The organism is Sphingomicrobium astaxanthinifaciens (assembly GCF_022865105.1).
Taxonomy (GTDB): Bacteria; Pseudomonadota; Alphaproteobacteria; order Sphingomonadales; family Sphingomonadaceae; genus Sphingomicrobium; species Sphingomicrobium astaxanthinifaciens.
Window position 1 is genome coordinate 1,166,142 of sequence record NZ_JAKNYM010000002.1, and the last position, 16,174, is coordinate 1,182,315.

The following is a 16,174-nucleotide window of genomic DNA, read 5'->3' on the forward strand; positions in this document are numbered from 1 at the left end:
TTTTCTTTTAATCGAACGAGTTGAGGTCCATCCATGGCGAATTCGCCGCAGGCACGTAAGCGTATCCGTCGCAACGACCGTCGCGCCGAGATCAACGGGGCGCGCGTCAGCCGCATCCGCACCTTCATCAAGGCCGTCGAAGCGGCGCTCGAGAACGGCAAGCAGGGCGAGGCGCAGCAGGCGCTTCGCGCCGCGCAGCCCGAAATCGCGCGTGGCGTCGCCAAGGGCGTGATGCACAAGAACACCGCGGCGCGGAAGCTGAGCCGCCTGTCGAAGCGCGTCGCCGCGCTCGGTTGATCCGTTCCGGGACAAGCAGGTCCCGGTTTACTACGGATTTACCATCGGATCGAAACGGACCGTCGGGGTAGCCCGGCGGTCCGTTTCATTTTGGCGCCGGAAAAAGTCCAGTCATTCCAACGATTCGTCGCGGCCGCCCACCGCTATGGGTTAGAAAAGCGCAGGAATCCGCGAGATTTTCGATTTTTCGCGGCTTTGCGCTGTCAATAGCTTTTATTTCAGCAAAATGAAAAAACGGGTCTTGAACGAAGCCCGAAGCGCGCCTTACAACGTCGTCTCCGGGAGCGATTCCGCCCCGGGGGGCAAGGTAGAGCCGGCAGCCACGGGCACGGATCGTTAACCGCGATTCCGGGCAACAGAGCCGCTTTGCCAAATGCATGTCGATCGGGAGGCGCAGGCTAGTGCAAGGCAACGGGGAAGCTATGCGTCCGCAAGATGTCGATGCCGGGCAGGATGCCCCGCTCGCGGCCGCGTGGAAGAGCATCCGGGCCGGCCTGCGCAACGACCTCGGCGCGCGCACCTTCGACGGCTGGATCAAGCCTGCCGCGCTGGGGCGCTTCGAGCCCGAATCCGGCGCGCTCGACATCCTCATGCCTTCGCAATTCATGGCCGACTGGGTGAAGTCGAACTTCGGCGACCGGCTCGCGCTCGCGTGGCGCCACACGCTGCCGATCGTGCGCGAGGTCAACCTCATCCCGGTCGAAGGCGCGCCGCGCCCGAGCCCGATGCTGATCCTCGAGGAGGCGCCCGAAGCGCCCGCACCGCGTGCCGCCAGCGCGCCGAGCGCGCCCGCGCACCCGCGCCCCAATTTCGATGAACGCTACGACTTCGACCATTTCGTCGTCGGCAAGGCCAATGAGGTCGCCGCGACCGCCGCGCGCACGCTGGCCAATAGCGAGACCGTCGCCTTCAACCCGCTGTTCATCCATGGCGGCACCGGGCGCGGCAAGACGCACCTCCTGCACGCCATCGGGCAGGCGTTCCTCGCCAAGCACCCCGACGCGCTCGTGGTCAGCATGTCGGCGGAAAAGTTCATGGTCGAGTTCGTCCGCGCGCTGCGCGAGAACGACACCATCGCCTTCAAGCAGAAGCTGCGCTCGGCCGACCTCTTGCTGGTCGACGACGTCCAGTTCATCGCCGGCAAGGAATCGACGCAGGAAGAATTCTTCCACACGATGAACGAGATCATCACCGCGGGCCGCCGGCTGGTGATCACCTCGGACCGCGCGCCGCAGGACCTCGACGGCATCGAGCCGCGCATCCTGTCGCGGCTGTCGTGGGGCCTCGTCGCCGACATCAACGCCGCCGACTACGAGCTGCGCTACAACATCCTGCGCGCCAAGCTCGACGGGCTGGCCGGGGTCGAGATGCCCGAGGCGGTGGTCGCGTTCCTCGCCCGCCGGATCACCAACTCGATCCGCGAACTCGAAGGCGCGCTCAACCGCATCGCCGCTTATGCGATGATGACCGGGCGGGTGATCGACGTGCCCTTCGTGGAAGAAGTGCTCGCCAACGTGCTGCGCGCCAACCAGCGCCGCATCTCGATCGACGAGATCCAGACCAAGGTCGCCGCGCATTTCTCGATCCGCAAAGCCGAGATGACCTCCGCGCGACGCGCCCGCGAAGTGGCGCGCCCGCGGCAGGTCGCGATGTACCTGTCCAAGCAGCTGACCCCCAAGTCGCTGCCCGATATCGGGCGGCGTTTCGGCGGGCGCGATCACACCACCGTGATCCACGCGGTCAAGCGCATCGAGAGCCTGCGCGCCGCCGATGCCGAACTCGACGCCGACATCCGGCTGCTGCAGCGCCAGCTCGAGAACTAGTCCCCTCGTCGCGTCACGAGAAAGAACGCCCGCCCGGTTTGGTCACCGGGCGGGCGTTTGCGTTGGGGTTGCTGCGGGGTCGCTTGCGGCGGCGGCCTAGCGGCGCGCGTCCTCGTCGCCGCGCACGGTGATCTTCACGGTCTCGCCGTTGCGGCCCGGGAAGTCGGTGAACATCGCCTCGATGAGGTTGGGCACGAGGGTGCCGAGCTCGTCGGTGCGGCTGCGCGCCTTGGCGGTGCCTTCGAACACCGCCTGGTTGTCCTCGGCGCGGCGAATGTCGAGCTCGAGCACCGAGCGATATTCGGTGTAGCTGCGAATCCCGCGACCGTACCAGAAGGGATCGTCCCAGCCCCAGGCGAAGCCGAGCCGCGGCCCGTAATAGCGATGCCGCGCGTAGCGGTAGGGGTAGAAGGGGTGATAGGCGCGCCCGAAGGCGACACCGAAGCGGAAGCGCGGGTCGTAGAGCCCGGGATAGGGGTCGACGATGCGCTCGCGCCCGTCATCGACACGGTAGCCGAGCGAGACGATCATGCTCGCGGCGGCGGGGTCGGCGGCCTGCGTATAGCCCTCCTCGCGCAGCTCGGCGGCGACCATCTCGGCATAGCGCGAGAATTCGAGGCCGCCGGCATCGGCTTCGTTCATCGGCACGACGGCGAAGGTCTCGCCGTTGGGGGCGGGCATGGCCTGGTAGCGGCTGACCTGCGCCGGAAACCCGGTCGCGCAGCCCGCGAGGCCAAGGAGTGCGACGCTCGCGGCGGTCGCCTTCAGAAACTTACGCATGACACATGCTTTCCTCGGATCTTGGAATAACCAGCATGCTTATAGCATATCAGCCGGTGAACCGGCGATGAAGCGTGAACGTCGGCTGTACGACCTCGATTAAGCCTTGCAGATCAACGGCGTAGCCCGAGCGCGGCATAGGCCTTGTCGAGCGTCGGACGGGCCGCCTCGCGGGCGGTCTGCGCGCCCTGATCGAGGATCGCGTCGAGCCGCGCCTCGTCGGCGCGCAGCGCCTCGAGCCGGGTGCGGATCGGGCCGAGCAGCGCGACCAGCGCCTCGCCGAGCGCGGGCTTGAAGGCGCCGAAGCCCTGGCCCGCGAATTCGGCCAGCACCGCTTCCTCGCTGCGGTTCGTCACCGCGGCCATGATGCCGACGAGGTTGCGCGCCTCCGGACGCTCCTCGAGCCCGTCGAGGTTGTCGGGCAGGGGGTCGGGGTCGGTGCGCGCCTTCCTGATCTTGGCGAGGATCGTGTCGTCGTCGTCGGTGAGGTTGATTCGGCTCATGTCCGAGGGATCGGACTTGCTCATCTTGTTGGACGCATCGCGCAGGCTCATCACCCGCGCCGCGCGGCCGCTGCCGATATAGGGCGCGGGGGCGGCGAACACCTCCTCGCCGACGCGGTGGTTGAAGCTGTCGGCGATGTCGCGCGCCAGCTCGATATGCTGCTTCTGGTCCTCGCCCACGGGGACGTGGGTGGCCTGGTAGAGCATGACGTCGGCGGCCTGCAGGACCGGGTAGGTGAACAGCCCCACGCTCGCCTTCTCGCGGTTCTTGCCCGACTTGGCCTTGAACTGGGTCATCCGGCTGAGCCAGCCCATCCGCGCGGTGCACGCCAGCAGCCATTGCAGCTCGGCGTGCGCGGGCACGTCGGACTGGGCGAACAGCACCGAGCGCTCGGGGTCGATCCCCGCGGCGAGCAGCGCGGCGGCCATCTCGCGCACGTTGCGCCGCAGCTGGGCGGGGTCGTGGTCGACGGTGATCGCGTGCAGGTCGGCTAGGAAGAAGAAGCGGCTGGCCTCCGCTTCCTCCTGCATCGCGGTCCAGCGCAGGATCGCGCCGAGCAGGTTGCCGAGGTGGAGATCACCGGTAGGCTGGATGCCGGAGACGACGCGCATGAATTAGGCTTCCTTGAACTTCGATTTGCCGAGGAGGAGGAGGATGTCCTTCTTGTCCATCGCGCCGATGATCCAGGCAAGCGCCAGATAGGCGCCGCCGCCCGCGCCGCAGGTCGCGAGGAGCGCGACCGCGCGGCGACCCGCGCCGGCGGCGAACCAGTCGGCGAAGACCATGTCGGACAGGACGAAGAGGATGGCGGCCATCACGCCCGCGCACAGCAGCTGCTTCAACAGTCGGGTGACGAGCCAGGGCTCTAGGCTGAAATGGCCGCGCGCATGGAGCAGCGTGTAGAGCGTCAAGGCGTTGACCCAGGCAGCGATGGCGGTGCCGATGGGCAAGATGACGATCCCGACCTCGTCGATGAAGGCGAACCAGATGCCGATCGCGAGCGCGAGGGTCGCCATCGTGATGTAGGCGGGGGTTTTCATGTCCTTGCGCGCGAAGAACCCGGGCGCGAGGATCTTGATCATCACATAGGCGGGCAAGCCGAACACCATGTAGGCAAGCACCTGTCCCGAGGTGGCGGCATCTTCCTCGGTGAAGCGGCCGCCTTCGAACAGGACGGTCATGATCGGCTGCGCGATGACGATCAGCGCGATGGTCGCGGGCAGGGTAAGGAGCATGGCGAGCTCGGTCGCGCGGCTCTGGACGTTGCTCGCCTGGCGGTGCTCGGCCTGGCCGATATGGCGGCTGATCGCGGGCAGGATGGCAACGCCGATGGCCGAGCCGATCAGCGCCAGCGGGAGTTGGTTGAGGCGGTCGGCCTGCGACAGATAGACAAGGCTGCCGTCGGGCAGGCGGGTCGCGAACTTCAGGTAGAAGAGCTGGCTGATGTAATAGCCGCCCGCCGCGATGGTGGCGGGGACCATGAGCTTCAGGAGCTCCTTGACCCGGGGCGTCATGCGCGGCGGGAGGAGCTTGAGCTTGAGGCCGGCATGGCGGGTCGCGGCGACGAGGGTGGCGAGTTGGATCACCCCGCCGACGATCACGCCCCAGGCCATGGCGCGCGCGGTGACGAGCCCGCCCTCGTCGAAGATCAGCAGCGCGCCGACCAGCGCGACATTGAGCAACGCGGGTGCGAAGGCGGCGACGGCGAAGCGCGAGAGCGAGTTGAGGATGCCGCTGAACAGCGAGACCAGCGCGATGAAGATGAGATAGGGGAAGGTGATGCGCGTGAGGTCGACCGCCTGACCGAAGAGCGTGGGGTCGGCGCGCCAGCTTTCATCGGCGATGGCGGCGACCACCAGCGGCATGCCGACGACGAAGAGGGCGGTGATGAGGATGAGCGCGGGCAGGAACACCGCCTGCACTTCCTCGGCAAAGCGCTTGGCATCGGCGAGGTCGCCGTCCTTGCCGACGAGCCGCGCGAACAGCGGCACGAAGCCTTGCGAAAAAGCGCCTTCACCGAGCAACCGGCGCAGCTGGTTGGGGATGGTGAAGGCGAAGACGAACAGGTCCGCTGCGGCGGACGCGCCCATGACCCGCGAGAAGACCATCTCGCGCACGAAGCCGAGGATGCGGCTGACGAGCGTCAGTCCGCCGATCGTGCCCCCGGCCTTGACGAGGTTCATGGGCGCCCCAGCGCCTTAGGCGTTGGTGTCGGCGCCGGGCGCGGGCGCGGGCGCGCCGTCACCCTGCTGCTGCGCGCGCGCGGCGGCGAGCCGCTGCATGTAGATCGCGCCGAAGTCGATCGGTTCGAGCAGCAGCGGCTGGAAGCCGGCGTGCGCGGTCGCATCGGCGATCACCTGCCGCGCGAACGGGAAGATCAGCCGCGGCGCCTCGACGAGCAGCAGCGGCTGCAACTGGTCGGCGGGAATGTTGCGGATGCCGAACAGCCCGCCATAGGCAAGGTCGACGACGAACTGGGTGCCTTCCTCGGCCTTGGCCGAAGCCTCGATCTTGAGCACCACCTCGTGGACGTCCTCGCCGATCTGCTGGACATCGATGTTGAAGGCGAGGTCGATCTTGGGCTGGCCCTTGTACTGGAACGACTTGGGCGCGTTGGGATTCTCGACCGACAGGTCCTTCACATATTGCGCGAGGTTGGCGAACTGGGGGGCCTCGCCCGCCGCCTGGCCGGGGGCGCCGGCCGCCGCGTCGGCAGGCTGCGCCTCGGGGTTGCCGGTCGGCGTTTCGGGGGTGTCGGGGGTCGGCGTTTCGTCGGCCATGGTCGTATCTTTCCAAGCTCTTGGGCAGGAGGGCGACCGTCGCGGCCACCCCTTGTCACTGATCGTCTGCGCGCCTAGCAGCCCGACCGATGCGACGCAACGCGCCTTTCGTGCGTTGATCCTGGCGCTTTGTCTTTGAAAGCCGCGGCCAAGGCTCCTATGTTGGAGGCTCGACCATCCGGCCCGGACAAGACATCGGGCCCGAACCAGCATTGGGATAGCATTTTGACCGCACTCGTGATCCTCGCCCTCGTCGCCCTGTTCATCGGGCTTCGCCTGTTCAGCGTGCTGGGCGAGCGCACCGGGCATGAGCAGACCCCGCTCGTCAAGGCCCCCGAGGCCGAACCGCGGGTCGAGCAGCAGCCCGACCCCGCGGCCAGCGCGGGCAGCGCCGCGCTCGACGAGGGCGACATGGCCTATGTCCCGCTCGCCGGGCCGGGCGTGCGCGCGCTGCTGGCGGCGGACCCGGGGTTCGACGTCGCGCGCTTCATCGAGGGCGCGAAGGGCGCCTATCGCATGATCCTCGAGCGCTTCTGGCAGGGCGACCTCGAGGCGGTGCGCGCGTTCCTCGACGACAATGTCCACGACGCCTTCGCCAGCGCGGTCGAGGCGCGCAAGGCGCAGGGGCTCACGCTCGACAACCGCCTCATCCACATCGACCAGGCGATCATCGTCGCCGCCAGCCTCGATCGCTCGATCGCCGAGGTGGCGGTGCGCTTCAAGGCCGATATCGCCGCGGTGACCCGCGACGGCGAGGGCAATGTGGTGGCCGGGTCGATGGACGATGCGGTGCAGACGCGCGATCGCTGGACCTTCCGCCGCGACATCGCCTCGGCCGACCCCAACTGGATCCTCGTCGAGACCGACGAAGAAGCATGAGCGGGACGAGCGTGGCGCGCGTCGCCGGAGCCTGGCTCGCGCTGATGCTCGGCGCCTGCGCGGCGAGCCCGCAGGGCCCGTCCGCATCGGCGTCCGCGCCCGCGCCGACACCCGCGCCCGCGCCCGTGCCCGCCGCCGCCACCGCGCTCGAGGCCGGGGTGCGGCTTGCCGCGGCGATCGCGCCGCGCGGCGAGGAAGCGCGCCGCGCGCTCGAGGCCTTCGTCACCTCATGCCCCAAGCTGCTCGCGCGGACCGACAGCAGCTTGCTCACGCTGCCCGCCGACTGGGCGCCGCTGTGCGCCGAGGCGCGCACGCTCGACCCCGCACGCGCCGCCGACTTCTTCGCCGCGCGCTTTGCGTGGATCGAGGTCGGCGACGGACGCGCCTTCGCGACCGGCTATTTCGAACCCGAGATCGACGCCAGCCCGGTGCCCACCGCGACGCTGTCCGCGCCCGTCTACGCGCTGCCCGACGACCTCACCCAGGGCGTCTTCAGCGACGGTTCGGGCGAGGGGCGCGGGCGCCGCGATGCCAATGGCGACTTCGTGCGCTATTTCGACCGCGCCGCGATCGACGCGGGGGCGCTGGCGGGGCGCGGGCTCGAGCTCGGCTATGCCGACCCGGTCGACCTGTTCTTCCTCCAGATCCAGGGCTCGGGACGGCTGCGGATGCCCGACGGCGAGGTGGTGCGGATCGGCTATGCCGGCCAGAACGGCCATGAATATGTCGCCATCGGCCGGCTGCTGCGCGAGCGCGGGCTGATGGAGAGCGGGACGATCACGCTCGACAGCCTGCAGGAATGGCTGCGCGCCGACCCGGTGCGCGGCACCGCGCTGATGCAGGAAAACCCGTCCTATGTCTTCTTCCGCCGGCTCGAGGGCGAGGGGCCGCTCGGCGCGCTCGAGGTGCCGGTGGTCCCGGTCGGCAGCGTCGCCGCCGACCCCCGCTTCGTCCCGCTCGGCGCGCCCGTGTGGCTCGACCTCGACAATGACGCCGCCGACGGCCTGTGGGTGGCGCAGGATACCGGCGGGGCGATCAAGGGCGCGAACCGGTTCGACACCTTCTGGGGCGCCGGACCTGCGGCCAAGCGGATCGCGGGGGTGATGTCGAGCGAGGGGCGGGCGCTGCTGCTCCTGCCCCGGACGGCGGTCGCGCGTGCGCTCGCTCGGCCCTGAGGAAAAGGCGCTGTGGGCCAAGGTCGTGGCGACCGTCGAGCCCCTCTCGCGCGACCCCGCCGGGCGCCGCGCGCCCGCGCCGCCGCGCCCGGCCGAGGCGGCGCGGCCCCCGCGCGCGCCGCGTCCCAGCGCGGCGCAGCGCGCCAGCGCCGCCGCCGCGGTGCGCGCCGAGCCGCCGCGGATCGTGCCGCCCCCGAGCCGGACCCACCAGGACGCCACGCTCGACGGTGGCTGGGACAAGCGGCTGCGGCAGGGGCGTAGCGCCCCCGACCGGGTGATCGACCTGCACGGCCACAACCTCGACCATGCCTGGCACGCGATCGATCGTGGGATCGAGGCCGCGCTCGGCGCCGGCGAGCGGCTGGTGCTGCTGGTGACCGGGCACGCGCCCAAGGGCGAGCCGCCGATCGCGCGGGGCAAGATCCGCGCCGCGGTCGAAGGCTGGCTGTCGGCCTCGCGCCACGCCGACGCGATCGCCGCGGTGCGCCCCGCCGCGCCGCGCCACGGCGGGCGCGGCGCGCTCTACCTCGTGCTGCGCCGCCAACGCCCGGGCGCGCCGCGCTGACGCCCCGGCGGCGTGACGCTTTATTAACCTTCATGATCTAGATCAATCGGGCTCGGATGACGCGCGGCACGCCCGCCAAGCGGCAGACAGGGAGCTGATTTTGGCGGTGATGGACAAGGCCAAGGCACAGAAATTCGCCAATGCCCTGCTCTCCGGAGCAGCCGGCCTCGCCTCGTTCGTCTTCAGCCTCGCCGCGCTGCTCTACCTCACCGAACTCGACGAGAAGATCCTCGCCAGCATCGTCGCCGGTACCTTCTGCCTCCTGATCTGCTATATCGCCTCGGAACGCCCCAATTCGCAGAGCGCGCGCGCGCTCGCCGCGCTCGGCGACCGGCTGCTCGCGGTCGAGGAGGGCGACCTAACCAGTCCCGCCCCGCCGCTCGTCCAGGAATCGATGCCCGCGGTCGCGCAGGCGGTCGACAAGCTGTTCGCCGAGGTGCGCGCCTCGATCGACAATGCGCATGCGCTGGGCATGTTCGACCCCGTCACCTCGCTGCCCAACCGGCTGCATTTTCGCGGCGAGGCCGACAAGCTGCTCGCGACCTGCGAGCGCGATTGCGCGATGCTGTTCGTCGACCTCGACCGCTTCAAGGGGGTCAATGACAGCCTCGGCCATGCCCGCGGCGACCAGCTGCTGACGATGGTCGCCAACCGGCTGCGCAACGTGGTCAACCTCGAGGCGGGGCCCGAGGACATGCCGCGCCCGCTGGTGGCGCGGCTCGCGGGCGACGAGTTCACCATCTTCCTCGCCGGGGTGAAGCCCGAGGGGGTCGAGGGCATCGCGCGCCGCGTCTGCCGGGCGATCGCCGAACCGTTCGAACTGCACGGCCATTCGATCGACATCGGCGCCTCGGTCGGGGTCGCGCTGGCGCCCTGCCACGGCGACAGCGTGGAAAAGCTGATGCGCGCGGCCGATATCGCGATGTACCAGGCCAAGAGCCTCGGGGGCGGTCGCTACGTCACCTTCTCGAGCGCGCTCGCCAAGCGGCACGAGCACAAGATCGCCACCGAGCGCGCGCTGACCGAAGCGCTCGAACGGGGCGAGTTCACGCTGGCGTTGCAGCCGCAGATGAGCCTGCGCACGGGCGAGGTGACGGGGGCCGAGGCGCTGCTGCGCTGGAACCATCCGCACGGCAATGTCGCTAAGCCCTCCGACTTCATCGAGGTCGCCGAGAGCTGCGGCGCGATCACCGACATCGGCAACTGGGTGCTGGGCGAATGCGCCGAGATCCTCGCCCAGTGGCAGGAGCGCGGACGCGCCCGGCGGGTCGCGGTCAACGTCAGCCCGCGCCAGCTCGAGCGCGGCGATTTCTTCGAGCGCGTGCGCGAGGCCTTCGAGGCGCGATCGATCCCGCTCAGCCTCGTCGAACTCGAATTCACCGAGACCGCGGCGATGCGCTGCACCGAGGAGCAGATCGCGGCGATGGCGGCGCTGCGCGCCGACGGGGCGACGATCGCGATCGACGATTTCGGCACCGGCTATTCGAACATCGCGCGGCTGCGCTCGATGCCGCTCGACCGGGTCAAGCTCGACCCCAGCCTGGTGGTCGACATCGACCGCTCGGAAAAGGCGCGCAACATCGTCCAGTCGGTCATCACGCTGATCCACGCGGTCGGCGCCGACATCGTCGCCGAGGCGATCGAGAATGCCGCGCAGGCCGACCTCCTGCGCACGATGGGCGCGCAGGTGGTGCAGGGCTATGTCTTCGCCCCGCCGATGAACGAGGACGAGTTCTTCACCTGGCTCGACAATGCCGAGAACCGCAAGGGGCCGCGGCTGGTCACGCTGGGCGGCGACAGCGTCGCCTAGCCAGGGCCTAGCCGAACAACTTGTCGAGCACCCGCCCGTAGATCCGCGCCAGCGCGCGAATGTCCTCGACCGCCGCCGCTTCGCCGACCTTGTGCATGGTCGCGTTGGGCAGGCCGAAATCGATCACCGGACACAGTTCGATTAGGAAGCGACCATCGGAGGTGCCGCCCTTGGTCGACAGGTCGGTCTCGATCCCGGTTTCCTCGCGGATCGCCGCGACGACGACGTCGTAGAGCGTCCCCGGGGGGGTGAGGAAGCTCTCGCCCGAGACGCGCGTGCGGACCCGCGCGGTGGGGTCGAGCGCATGGACCCGGTCGGTCAGCGCGTCGGCCAGTTCGCCGCCCTTGTGCAGGCTGGTGAAGCGGATGTTGAGCTGCCCGGTCGCGCTGCCCGGGATCACGTTGGAGGCCTTGGTCGGCGTGTCGAGCGCGACGAACTCGAGGTTCGAGGGCTGGAACGCCTCATTGCCCTCGTCGATCACCCATTCATCGAGCGCGGCGATGATCCGCGCCAGCCGCGGTATGGGATTGTCGGCAAGGTGGGGGTAGGCGACATGGCCCTGGTGGCCGGGCACCTCGATCCACACGTTCAACGACCCGCGGCGGCCGATCTTGACCGTGTCGCCGAGCGTGTCGACGCTGGTGGGCTCGCCGATCAGGCACATGTCGGGACGGATGTCGCGTTCCTTGAGCCAGTCGACGATGCGCGGGGTGCCGTAGGTGGCATAACCCTCCTCGTCCCCGGTGATCAGCAGCGACTGCGTCCCGGTCGCGGGCAGCCGGGCGTGGAGCGCGGCGACATAGGCGGCGATCGCGCTCTTCATGTCGCAGGCGCCGCGCCCGTAGAGGATGCCGTCCTCGATCACCGGGTCGTAGGGATCGTGCGCCCAGCCCTCGCCCGCGGGCACGACGTCGAGATGGCCGGCGAAGGCGAAATGCGGCCCCTCGCGCCCGGTCTCGCGGATCGCCACCATATTCTCGGTCGGGCCATCGGGCGCCTCGCCGAGCACGAAGCGATGGCAGGTGAACCCCAGCGGGGCGAGCGCGGCCTCGAGCCGGTCGAACACCTCGCCGCGCGCGGGGGTGACGGACTTGACCCCGATAAGGGCGGCGGCAAGGTCGACGGGATCGGTCACGATTTCTCCGGTTCGTAGGCGGTGATTTCCCACGGCTCTTCCTGCGCCAGTTCGATCCATTCGACGACATGGGCGTGGTGAAGCACCGCGCTGGCATAGGCCGCGGCGAAGGGGGGCAGGGGGACCCGGTAGGTGATGAAGCGGGTGACCACGGGCGCGAACATCATGTCGACCGCGCTCCACGCGCCGAACAGATAGTCGCCCTCGCCCTCGCGCCGCGCGCGCGCCTGCGCCCACAGGTTGAGGATGCGGTCGACCTCCTCGATCTCGGCGGGCGAGAGGATGTGGTCGTCGACGCGCTTGCGCACGTTCATCGGCATCTCGCGGCGGATCGCGGGGAAGGAAGAATGCATCTCGGCAGCCATCGAGCGGGCCATGCCGCGGCGCGCCGGGTCCTCGGGCCAGAAACGATAGTCGCAGCGTTCGGCGCAGGTCTCGATGATCGCGAGGCTGTCCCAGACGACCGTGTCGCCATCCCACAACAGCGGGACCTTGCCCCCCGAGGCGGCGAATTCATCGCCCGCGCGGGCCTGGTCCCAGGCCGCGTCGAACAGCGGCACGACCAGTTCCTCGAACTCGAGCCCCGCCGCCTTGAGCGCGAGCCAGGCGCGCATCGACCAGGAGGAATAGGCGCGGTTGCCAATGATCAGCTTCATCTCGTCGCCTTCGGTTGCAGCAGGGCCCGGTGGGTTCGCCCCCCCGCGCATCGCGCAGCCGGCGCGCGAACACAAGGGGGACGAGCCGAACGCACGGCAGCGCCGCGCGGTTGCCCGGCTCAGCTCTCGGCGGCGGCGAGGATGGCGGCGCGCAGCCGGGCGATCCCCATGCCCTTCTCGGAGGAGGTGACGTGGATCTCGGGATGCGCGGCGGGATGCTTGCGCGCCTCGGCCGCAACCGCGGCGAGGGTGGCCTCGAGCTCGGACTTCTTGACCTTGTCGGCCTTGGTCAGGACGAGGTTGTAATTGACCGCCGCGCCGTCGAGCATCTTCATCACATCGCGATCGACATCCTTGATGCCGCGCCGCGAATCGATGAGCAGCAGCGCGCGCTTCAAGGTGGTGCGGCCGCGCAGATAGTCGTTGATGAGGTGGCGCCATTGCTGGACCACCTTCACCGGCGCCTTGGCGAAGCCGTAGCCCGGCATGTCGACGAGGCGGATCTCGACCGGCTCGCCCGCCTCGAAATAGTTCAATTCCTGCGTGCGCCCCGGGGTGACCGAGGCGCGCGCCAGCTTCTTGCGCCCGGTAAGCGCGTTGAGCAGGCTCGACTTGCCCACGTTCGAGCGGCCCGCGAAGGCGATCTCGGGGGCGCCGGCCTCGGGCAGGAACTTGAGCGCGGGCGCCGAGAGCAGGAACTCGACCTTGCCGGTCAGCAGCCTGCGCGCGCGTTCCTCGAGGGTCGCGAGATCCTCGCTCATGTGCCCTTCGGGTGGGCGCCTGCCTTCATCCCGTCCTTTTCAAGGTCGTACTTGTGGTAGAGCCACTTCTGCTGGGCGATGGTGAGGATGTTCGAGACTACCCAGTAGAGCTGGAGCCCCGCCGCGAAGGGCGCCATGATGAACATCAGGATCCACGGCATGATCCCGAACACCTGCTTCTGGATATCGTCCATTGGCGCCGGGTTGAGGCGGAACTGGAGCCACATGGTGACGCCGAGCAGGATCGGCAGGATGCCGATGGCGAGGAAGCCCGGGGGGTCGAAGGGCAGCAGCCCGAACAGGTTGACCGGGGTCAGCGGGTCGGGTGCCGACAGGTCCTGGAGCCACAGCGCGAAGGGCTGGTGGCGCATCTCGACCGAGACCAGCAGCACCTTGTAGAGCGCATAGAAGATCGGGATCTGCAGGAAGATCGGCAGGCAGCCCGCGGCGGGGTTGAGCTTTTCCTCCTGGTAGAGCTTGAGCATTTCCTGCTGGAAGCGCGGCTTGTCGTCCTTGTAGCGCTCCTGCAGCGCCTTCATCTTGGGCTGGATGCGGCGCATCCCCGCCATCGAGCGGAACTGCTTGTTGGCGAGCGGGTAGAGCGCGAAGCGCACCAGCACGGTCATGATGATGATCGCCACGCCGAAGTTGCCGGTGAGCTGGAAGAAGAAGCGCAGCAGGTCGAAGATCGGCCGCATGAACCATTCGAACCAGCCCCAGTCGATCGCCTTCGACAGCTTGGGGATGCCGGCATCCTCATAGGCGTCGAGCACGCCCTTTTCCTTGGCGCCGGCGACGAGCCGCGCGGTGAAGGTGCTGGCCTGTCCCGGCTGGAGGAGGACGGGGTTGGCGAGATAGTCGGTCTGGAACGCGCCCGAGGGGGTCTGGCGCATCGTTGCCGTGACCACCTCGCGCTGGTCGGGGACCAGCGCGGTGAGCCAATATTTGTCGGTGAAGCCGAGCCAGCCGCCGGTCGAGGTGAAGCGTTCGCCATTGACGCCCGCGTCCTCGAGGTCGTCGTAGCCGATGTCATAGTTGGCGGCATCGTCGAACACCCCCATGGGGCCGACGTGGACGGTCCAGAAGCTCTCGTCGGTCGAGGCCTCGGCGCGGCTGGCGAGCGCATAGGGGCGGATCGCCACCGCGTTGGCGCTGCGGTTCTCGACGCGCTGCGCGATGGTGAAGAGATAGTCGTCGTCGACCGCGATCTCGAGCAGGAAGGTCTGGCCGCTGCCATTGTCCCAGCGCAGCGTGACCGGCTGTTCGGGGGTGAGCGTGTCGCGGTCGGCCTGCCAGCGGGTGGTCGGCCCGGGCACCTCGACGCCCTCGCCGCTCCAGCCATATTGTGCGAAATAGGCGCCCGCCGCGCCCGCGGGGGAGAGCAGGCGCACATCGTCGATGCCGTCGAGCGCGACATGGTGGCGGGTCATGGTGAGATCATCGAAGCGCGCGCCCGCAAGGTTGATCGAGCCGGTCAGGCTGGGGGTGCGCACGGCGACGCGGTCGGTATCGCCGAGCACCTCGACCATCTCGCGCATCTGCTCGCGCGTGTCGGGCCCCGCCTCGATGCCCACGTCGCTCGGCCCTGGGACATCGACCACCTCGCCGTCCTGCACCGTCACGGTCTCGTCGGCGGCGGTCGGGAAATAGCGTTCGCTCAGGAGCGACCAGCCGATCAGGACGATGGCGCTCAGCACGATGGCGAGCAGCATGTTGCGATTGTCGTTCACGTCGAATTTCCGTTTCGTCTACGGGACCGGATCATGACCCTGTCCCCCCCAGGGATGGCAGCGGCAGATCCGCTTGGTGGCGAGCCAGCTGCCCTTCAGCGCGCCATAGCGCTTCCAGGCGGTGATGGCATAGGCCGAACAGCTCGGCTGGTAACGGCAGGTCGGCGGCAGGATCCGCGAGGGCCCCTTCTGCCAGCCCGCGGCGATCCAGATGAGCAGCTTGGCGATCATCGCGTCGCCGCCCGCGCGAGCGCGGCCTCGAGTTCGGCGCGCAGCGTGGCGAAATCGCGCTCGACCCCGCGCTGGCGCCCGATCAGCACATGGTCCGCCCCCGGGCTACCCAGATGCGGCAACGCCGCCCGAGCGAGTTCGCGCAGGCGGCGTTTCATCCGGTTGCGGGTGACCGCATTGCCGACCTTCTTCGAGACGGTGTAGCCGACGCGCATCGCGTCACTGCCGTCGCGCCGGTCGTGGACCAGCAGCACGAAGCCGGGAGTCGCGACCCGCTTGCCCGCGTTGGCGGCAAGGAAGTCGCGGCGGGCCCGGATCGTCGAAATCAGGCGCTGAGCTTCTTGCGGCCCTTGGCGCGGCGACGCGCCAGGATCTTGCGACCGCTGGCATCGGCCATGCGGGTGCGGAACCCGTGACGACGCTTGCGGACGAGGTTCGAGGGCTGGAAAGTGCGCTTCATCGCTCATATCCCGATGCTGAGAATTCATTCGAATTCGATTGAACAAAAAAGGGCCGCCCCAGTCAGTGAGTGGACGCGGCCTCCCGTTGGGGGCGCCATTACTGCGCTCGGCGGCGTAAGTCAAATGTCCCGCGCCTCGCCCGCGTCGTGCCGGTCGTCGCGCAGCGCCTTGCGCAGCCGTTCGCGGCGCCGCGCCGACTTGCGGCGCAGCCCCCAGTCGGCCCAGCGCCCCGCCTCGGGCTGCCAGCGCTTGAAGCGGACATATTGCCGCCGCGCCCAGCGGCTGGTGCGCAGGCACAGCGCGAGCCCGGCGGCGAACACGAACACCCCCCCGGGGCCGGGCAGGAGGCCAATGATGGGCGAGACGAGAATCGTCAGCGCGCCGATCACGAAAACGATCGTGCGTCCCGGATCCCGATCGATCCATTTCTTTGCCGTCCCACCCATGGATGCCATGTGGCGACTGCGCGCGATTCTCTCAAGACGGCAGCCCGGTTTTTTCGGTGCCGCTTGCCAGCAGCGCGCACCGCGCTAGGGTGGGGCGGCCGAAGCCAGGGGGACGATTGCCGCAAATCCGCCATGCCCGCA

The 16,174-nt window shown here is 68.9% G+C and carries 18 protein-coding genes; 6 read left to right on the forward strand and 12 right to left on the reverse strand.

The window, feature by feature from the left end; all coding sequences use genetic code 11:
- Positions 1 to 33: 33 nt before the first annotated feature.
- Both rpsT and dnaA read left to right on the forward strand, forming a co-directional pair.
- Positions 34 to 297, forward strand: coding sequence for a 30S ribosomal protein S20 (gene rpsT, locus L8951_RS09885; protein ID WP_244382882.1), 264 nt, complete (start codon positions 34 to 36; stop codon positions 295 to 297).
- A gap of 422 nt (positions 298 to 719) precedes the next feature.
- Complete coding sequence (dnaA, locus tag L8951_RS09890; RefSeq protein ID WP_244382884.1) at positions 720 to 2,120, forward strand: chromosomal replication initiator protein DnaA; 1,401 nt, start codon at positions 720 to 722, stop codon at positions 2,118 to 2,120.
- Positions 2,121 to 2,216: 96 nt separating this feature from the next.
- On the opposite strand, the gene L8951_RS09895 is transcribed toward dnaA, so the two are convergent.
- The 4 genes from L8951_RS09895 to secB all read right to left on the reverse strand — a co-directional run bounded on the left by L8951_RS09895 (position 2,217) and on the right by secB (position 6,184).
- On the reverse strand, positions 2,217 to 2,900 hold the full coding sequence (locus tag L8951_RS09895) for a DUF4136 domain-containing protein (protein WP_244382886.1): 684 nt from the start codon (positions 2,898 to 2,900) through the stop codon (positions 2,217 to 2,219).
- 113 nt (positions 2,901 to 3,013) lie between these two features.
- Positions 3,014 to 4,015 carry a tryptophan--tRNA ligase gene (gene trpS, locus L8951_RS09900; protein WP_244382888.1) on the reverse strand — a complete coding sequence of 334 codons (1,002 nt, stop codon included), beginning with the start codon at positions 4,013 to 4,015 and terminating at the stop codon, positions 3,014 to 3,016.
- A 3-nt stretch (positions 4,016 to 4,018) separates the two neighbouring features.
- A complete protein-coding gene (gene murJ, locus L8951_RS09905) occupies positions 4,019 to 5,587 on the reverse strand; it encodes a murein biosynthesis integral membrane protein MurJ (protein ID WP_244382890.1) in 1,569 nt (522 codons plus the stop codon).
- A 15-nt stretch (positions 5,588 to 5,602) separates the two neighbouring features.
- A complete protein-coding gene (secB, locus tag L8951_RS09910; RefSeq protein ID WP_244382892.1) occupies positions 5,603 to 6,184 on the reverse strand; it encodes a protein-export chaperone SecB in 582 nt (193 codons plus the stop codon).
- A 225-nt stretch (positions 6,185 to 6,409) separates the two neighbouring features.
- Between secB and L8951_RS09915 the strand changes: the two genes are divergently transcribed.
- From L8951_RS09915 to L8951_RS09930, 4 genes are all read left to right on the forward strand, one after another.
- Positions 6,410 to 7,063: a Tim44/TimA family putative adaptor protein gene (locus L8951_RS09915; RefSeq protein ID WP_244382894.1), complete on the forward strand. Its 654-nt coding sequence runs from the start codon at positions 6,410 to 6,412 to the stop codon at positions 7,061 to 7,063.
- Positions 7,060 to 8,238: a murein transglycosylase A gene (mltA, locus tag L8951_RS09920; protein ID WP_244382895.1), complete on the forward strand. Its 1,179-nt coding sequence runs from the start codon at positions 7,060 to 7,062 to the stop codon at positions 8,236 to 8,238. The genes L8951_RS09915 and mltA overlap by 4 nt, the downstream gene beginning before the upstream one ends.
- Positions 8,219 to 8,803: a Smr/MutS family protein gene (locus tag L8951_RS09925; protein ID WP_244382897.1), complete on the forward strand. Its 585-nt coding sequence runs from the start codon at positions 8,219 to 8,221 to the stop codon at positions 8,801 to 8,803. The genes mltA and L8951_RS09925 overlap by 20 nt, the downstream gene beginning before the upstream one ends.
- Positions 8,804 to 8,912: 109 nt before the next feature.
- Entirely contained in the window at positions 8,913 to 10,613 is a 1,701-nt protein-coding gene (locus tag L8951_RS09930; RefSeq protein ID WP_244382898.1) for a putative bifunctional diguanylate cyclase/phosphodiesterase, read from the forward strand.
- 7 nt (positions 10,614 to 10,620) lie between these two features.
- Here L8951_RS09930 and dapE read toward each other — a convergent pair whose 3' ends face one another.
- The 8 genes from dapE to L8951_RS09970 form a co-directional block, all read right to left on the reverse strand.
- A complete protein-coding gene (dapE, locus tag L8951_RS09935) occupies positions 10,621 to 11,748 on the reverse strand; it encodes a succinyl-diaminopimelate desuccinylase (protein ID WP_244382899.1) in 1,128 nt (375 codons plus the stop codon).
- Positions 11,745 to 12,404: a glutathione S-transferase family protein gene (locus tag L8951_RS09940; protein WP_244382900.1), complete on the reverse strand. Its 660-nt coding sequence runs from the start codon at positions 12,402 to 12,404 to the stop codon at positions 11,745 to 11,747. Before L8951_RS09940 ends, dapE begins: the two co-directional genes overlap by 4 nt.
- A 119-nt stretch (positions 12,405 to 12,523) precedes the next feature.
- Positions 12,524 to 13,165, reverse strand: a complete 642-nt coding sequence (yihA, locus tag L8951_RS09945) for a ribosome biogenesis GTP-binding protein YihA/YsxC (protein ID WP_244382901.1) — start codon at positions 13,163 to 13,165, stop codon at positions 12,524 to 12,526.
- A complete protein-coding gene (gene yidC / locus L8951_RS09950; protein ID WP_244382902.1) occupies positions 13,162 to 14,895 on the reverse strand; it encodes a membrane protein insertase YidC in 1,734 nt (577 codons plus the stop codon). Before yidC ends, yihA begins: the two co-directional genes overlap by 4 nt.
- 18 nt (positions 14,896 to 14,913) lie before the next feature.
- A complete protein-coding gene (gene yidD, locus L8951_RS09955; protein WP_244382903.1) occupies positions 14,914 to 15,126 on the reverse strand; it encodes a membrane protein insertion efficiency factor YidD in 213 nt (70 codons plus the stop codon).
- Entirely contained in the window at positions 15,123 to 15,455 is a 333-nt protein-coding gene (gene rnpA, locus L8951_RS09960) for a ribonuclease P protein component (RefSeq protein ID WP_279614845.1), read from the reverse strand. Before rnpA ends, yidD begins: the two co-directional genes overlap by 4 nt.
- A complete protein-coding gene (gene rpmH / locus L8951_RS09965) occupies positions 15,452 to 15,586 on the reverse strand; it encodes a 50S ribosomal protein L34 (protein WP_244383234.1) in 135 nt (44 codons plus the stop codon). The genes rnpA and rpmH overlap by 4 nt, the downstream gene beginning before the upstream one ends.
- Before the next feature lie 120 nt (positions 15,587 to 15,706).
- Complete coding sequence (locus tag L8951_RS09970; protein ID WP_244382904.1) at positions 15,707 to 16,033, reverse strand: hypothetical protein; 327 nt, start codon at positions 16,031 to 16,033, stop codon at positions 15,707 to 15,709.
- Between the last annotated feature and the right edge of the window lie 141 nt (positions 16,034 to 16,174).

What these genes read in the sequence shown, in the direction of transcription:
- L8951_RS09970 (WP_244382904.1), bottom strand. Translation starts at nt 16,033, where the DNA reads ATGGGTGGGACGGCAAAGAAATGGATCGATCGGGATCCGGGACGCACG.
- dnaA (WP_244382884.1), top strand. Translation starts at nt 720, where the DNA reads ATGCGTCCGCAAGATGTCGATGCCGGGCAGGATGCCCCGCTCGCGGCC.
- rpmH (WP_244383234.1), bottom strand. Translation starts at nt 15,586, where the DNA reads ATGAAGCGCACTTTCCAGCCCTCGAACCTCGTCCGCAAGCGTCGTCAC.
- rpsT (WP_244382882.1), top strand. Translation starts at nt 34, where the DNA reads ATGGCGAATTCGCCGCAGGCACGTAAGCGTATCCGTCGCAACGACCGT.
- yidD (WP_244382903.1), bottom strand. Translation starts at nt 15,126, where the DNA reads ATGATCGCCAAGCTGCTCATCTGGATCGCCGCGGGCTGGCAGAAGGGG.
- yihA (WP_244382901.1), bottom strand. Translation starts at nt 13,165, where the DNA reads ATGAGCGAGGATCTCGCGACCCTCGAGGAACGCGCGCGCAGGCTGCTG.
- trpS (WP_244382888.1), bottom strand. Translation starts at nt 4,015, where the DNA reads ATGCGCGTCGTCTCCGGCATCCAGCCTACCGGTGATCTCCACCTCGGC.
- L8951_RS09940 (WP_244382900.1), bottom strand. Translation starts at nt 12,404, where the DNA reads ATGAAGCTGATCATTGGCAACCGCGCCTATTCCTCCTGGTCGATGCGC.
- murJ (WP_244382890.1), bottom strand. Translation starts at nt 5,587, where the DNA reads ATGAACCTCGTCAAGGCCGGGGGCACGATCGGCGGACTGACGCTCGTC.
- L8951_RS09895 (WP_244382886.1), bottom strand. Translation starts at nt 2,900, where the DNA reads ATGCGTAAGTTTCTGAAGGCGACCGCCGCGAGCGTCGCACTCCTTGGC.
- L8951_RS09930 (WP_244382898.1), top strand. Translation starts at nt 8,913, where the DNA reads ATGGACAAGGCCAAGGCACAGAAATTCGCCAATGCCCTGCTCTCCGGA.
- secB (WP_244382892.1), bottom strand. Translation starts at nt 6,184, where the DNA reads ATGGCCGACGAAACGCCGACCCCCGACACCCCCGAAACGCCGACCGGC.
- mltA (WP_244382895.1), top strand. Translation starts at nt 7,060, where the DNA reads ATGAGCGGGACGAGCGTGGCGCGCGTCGCCGGAGCCTGGCTCGCGCTG.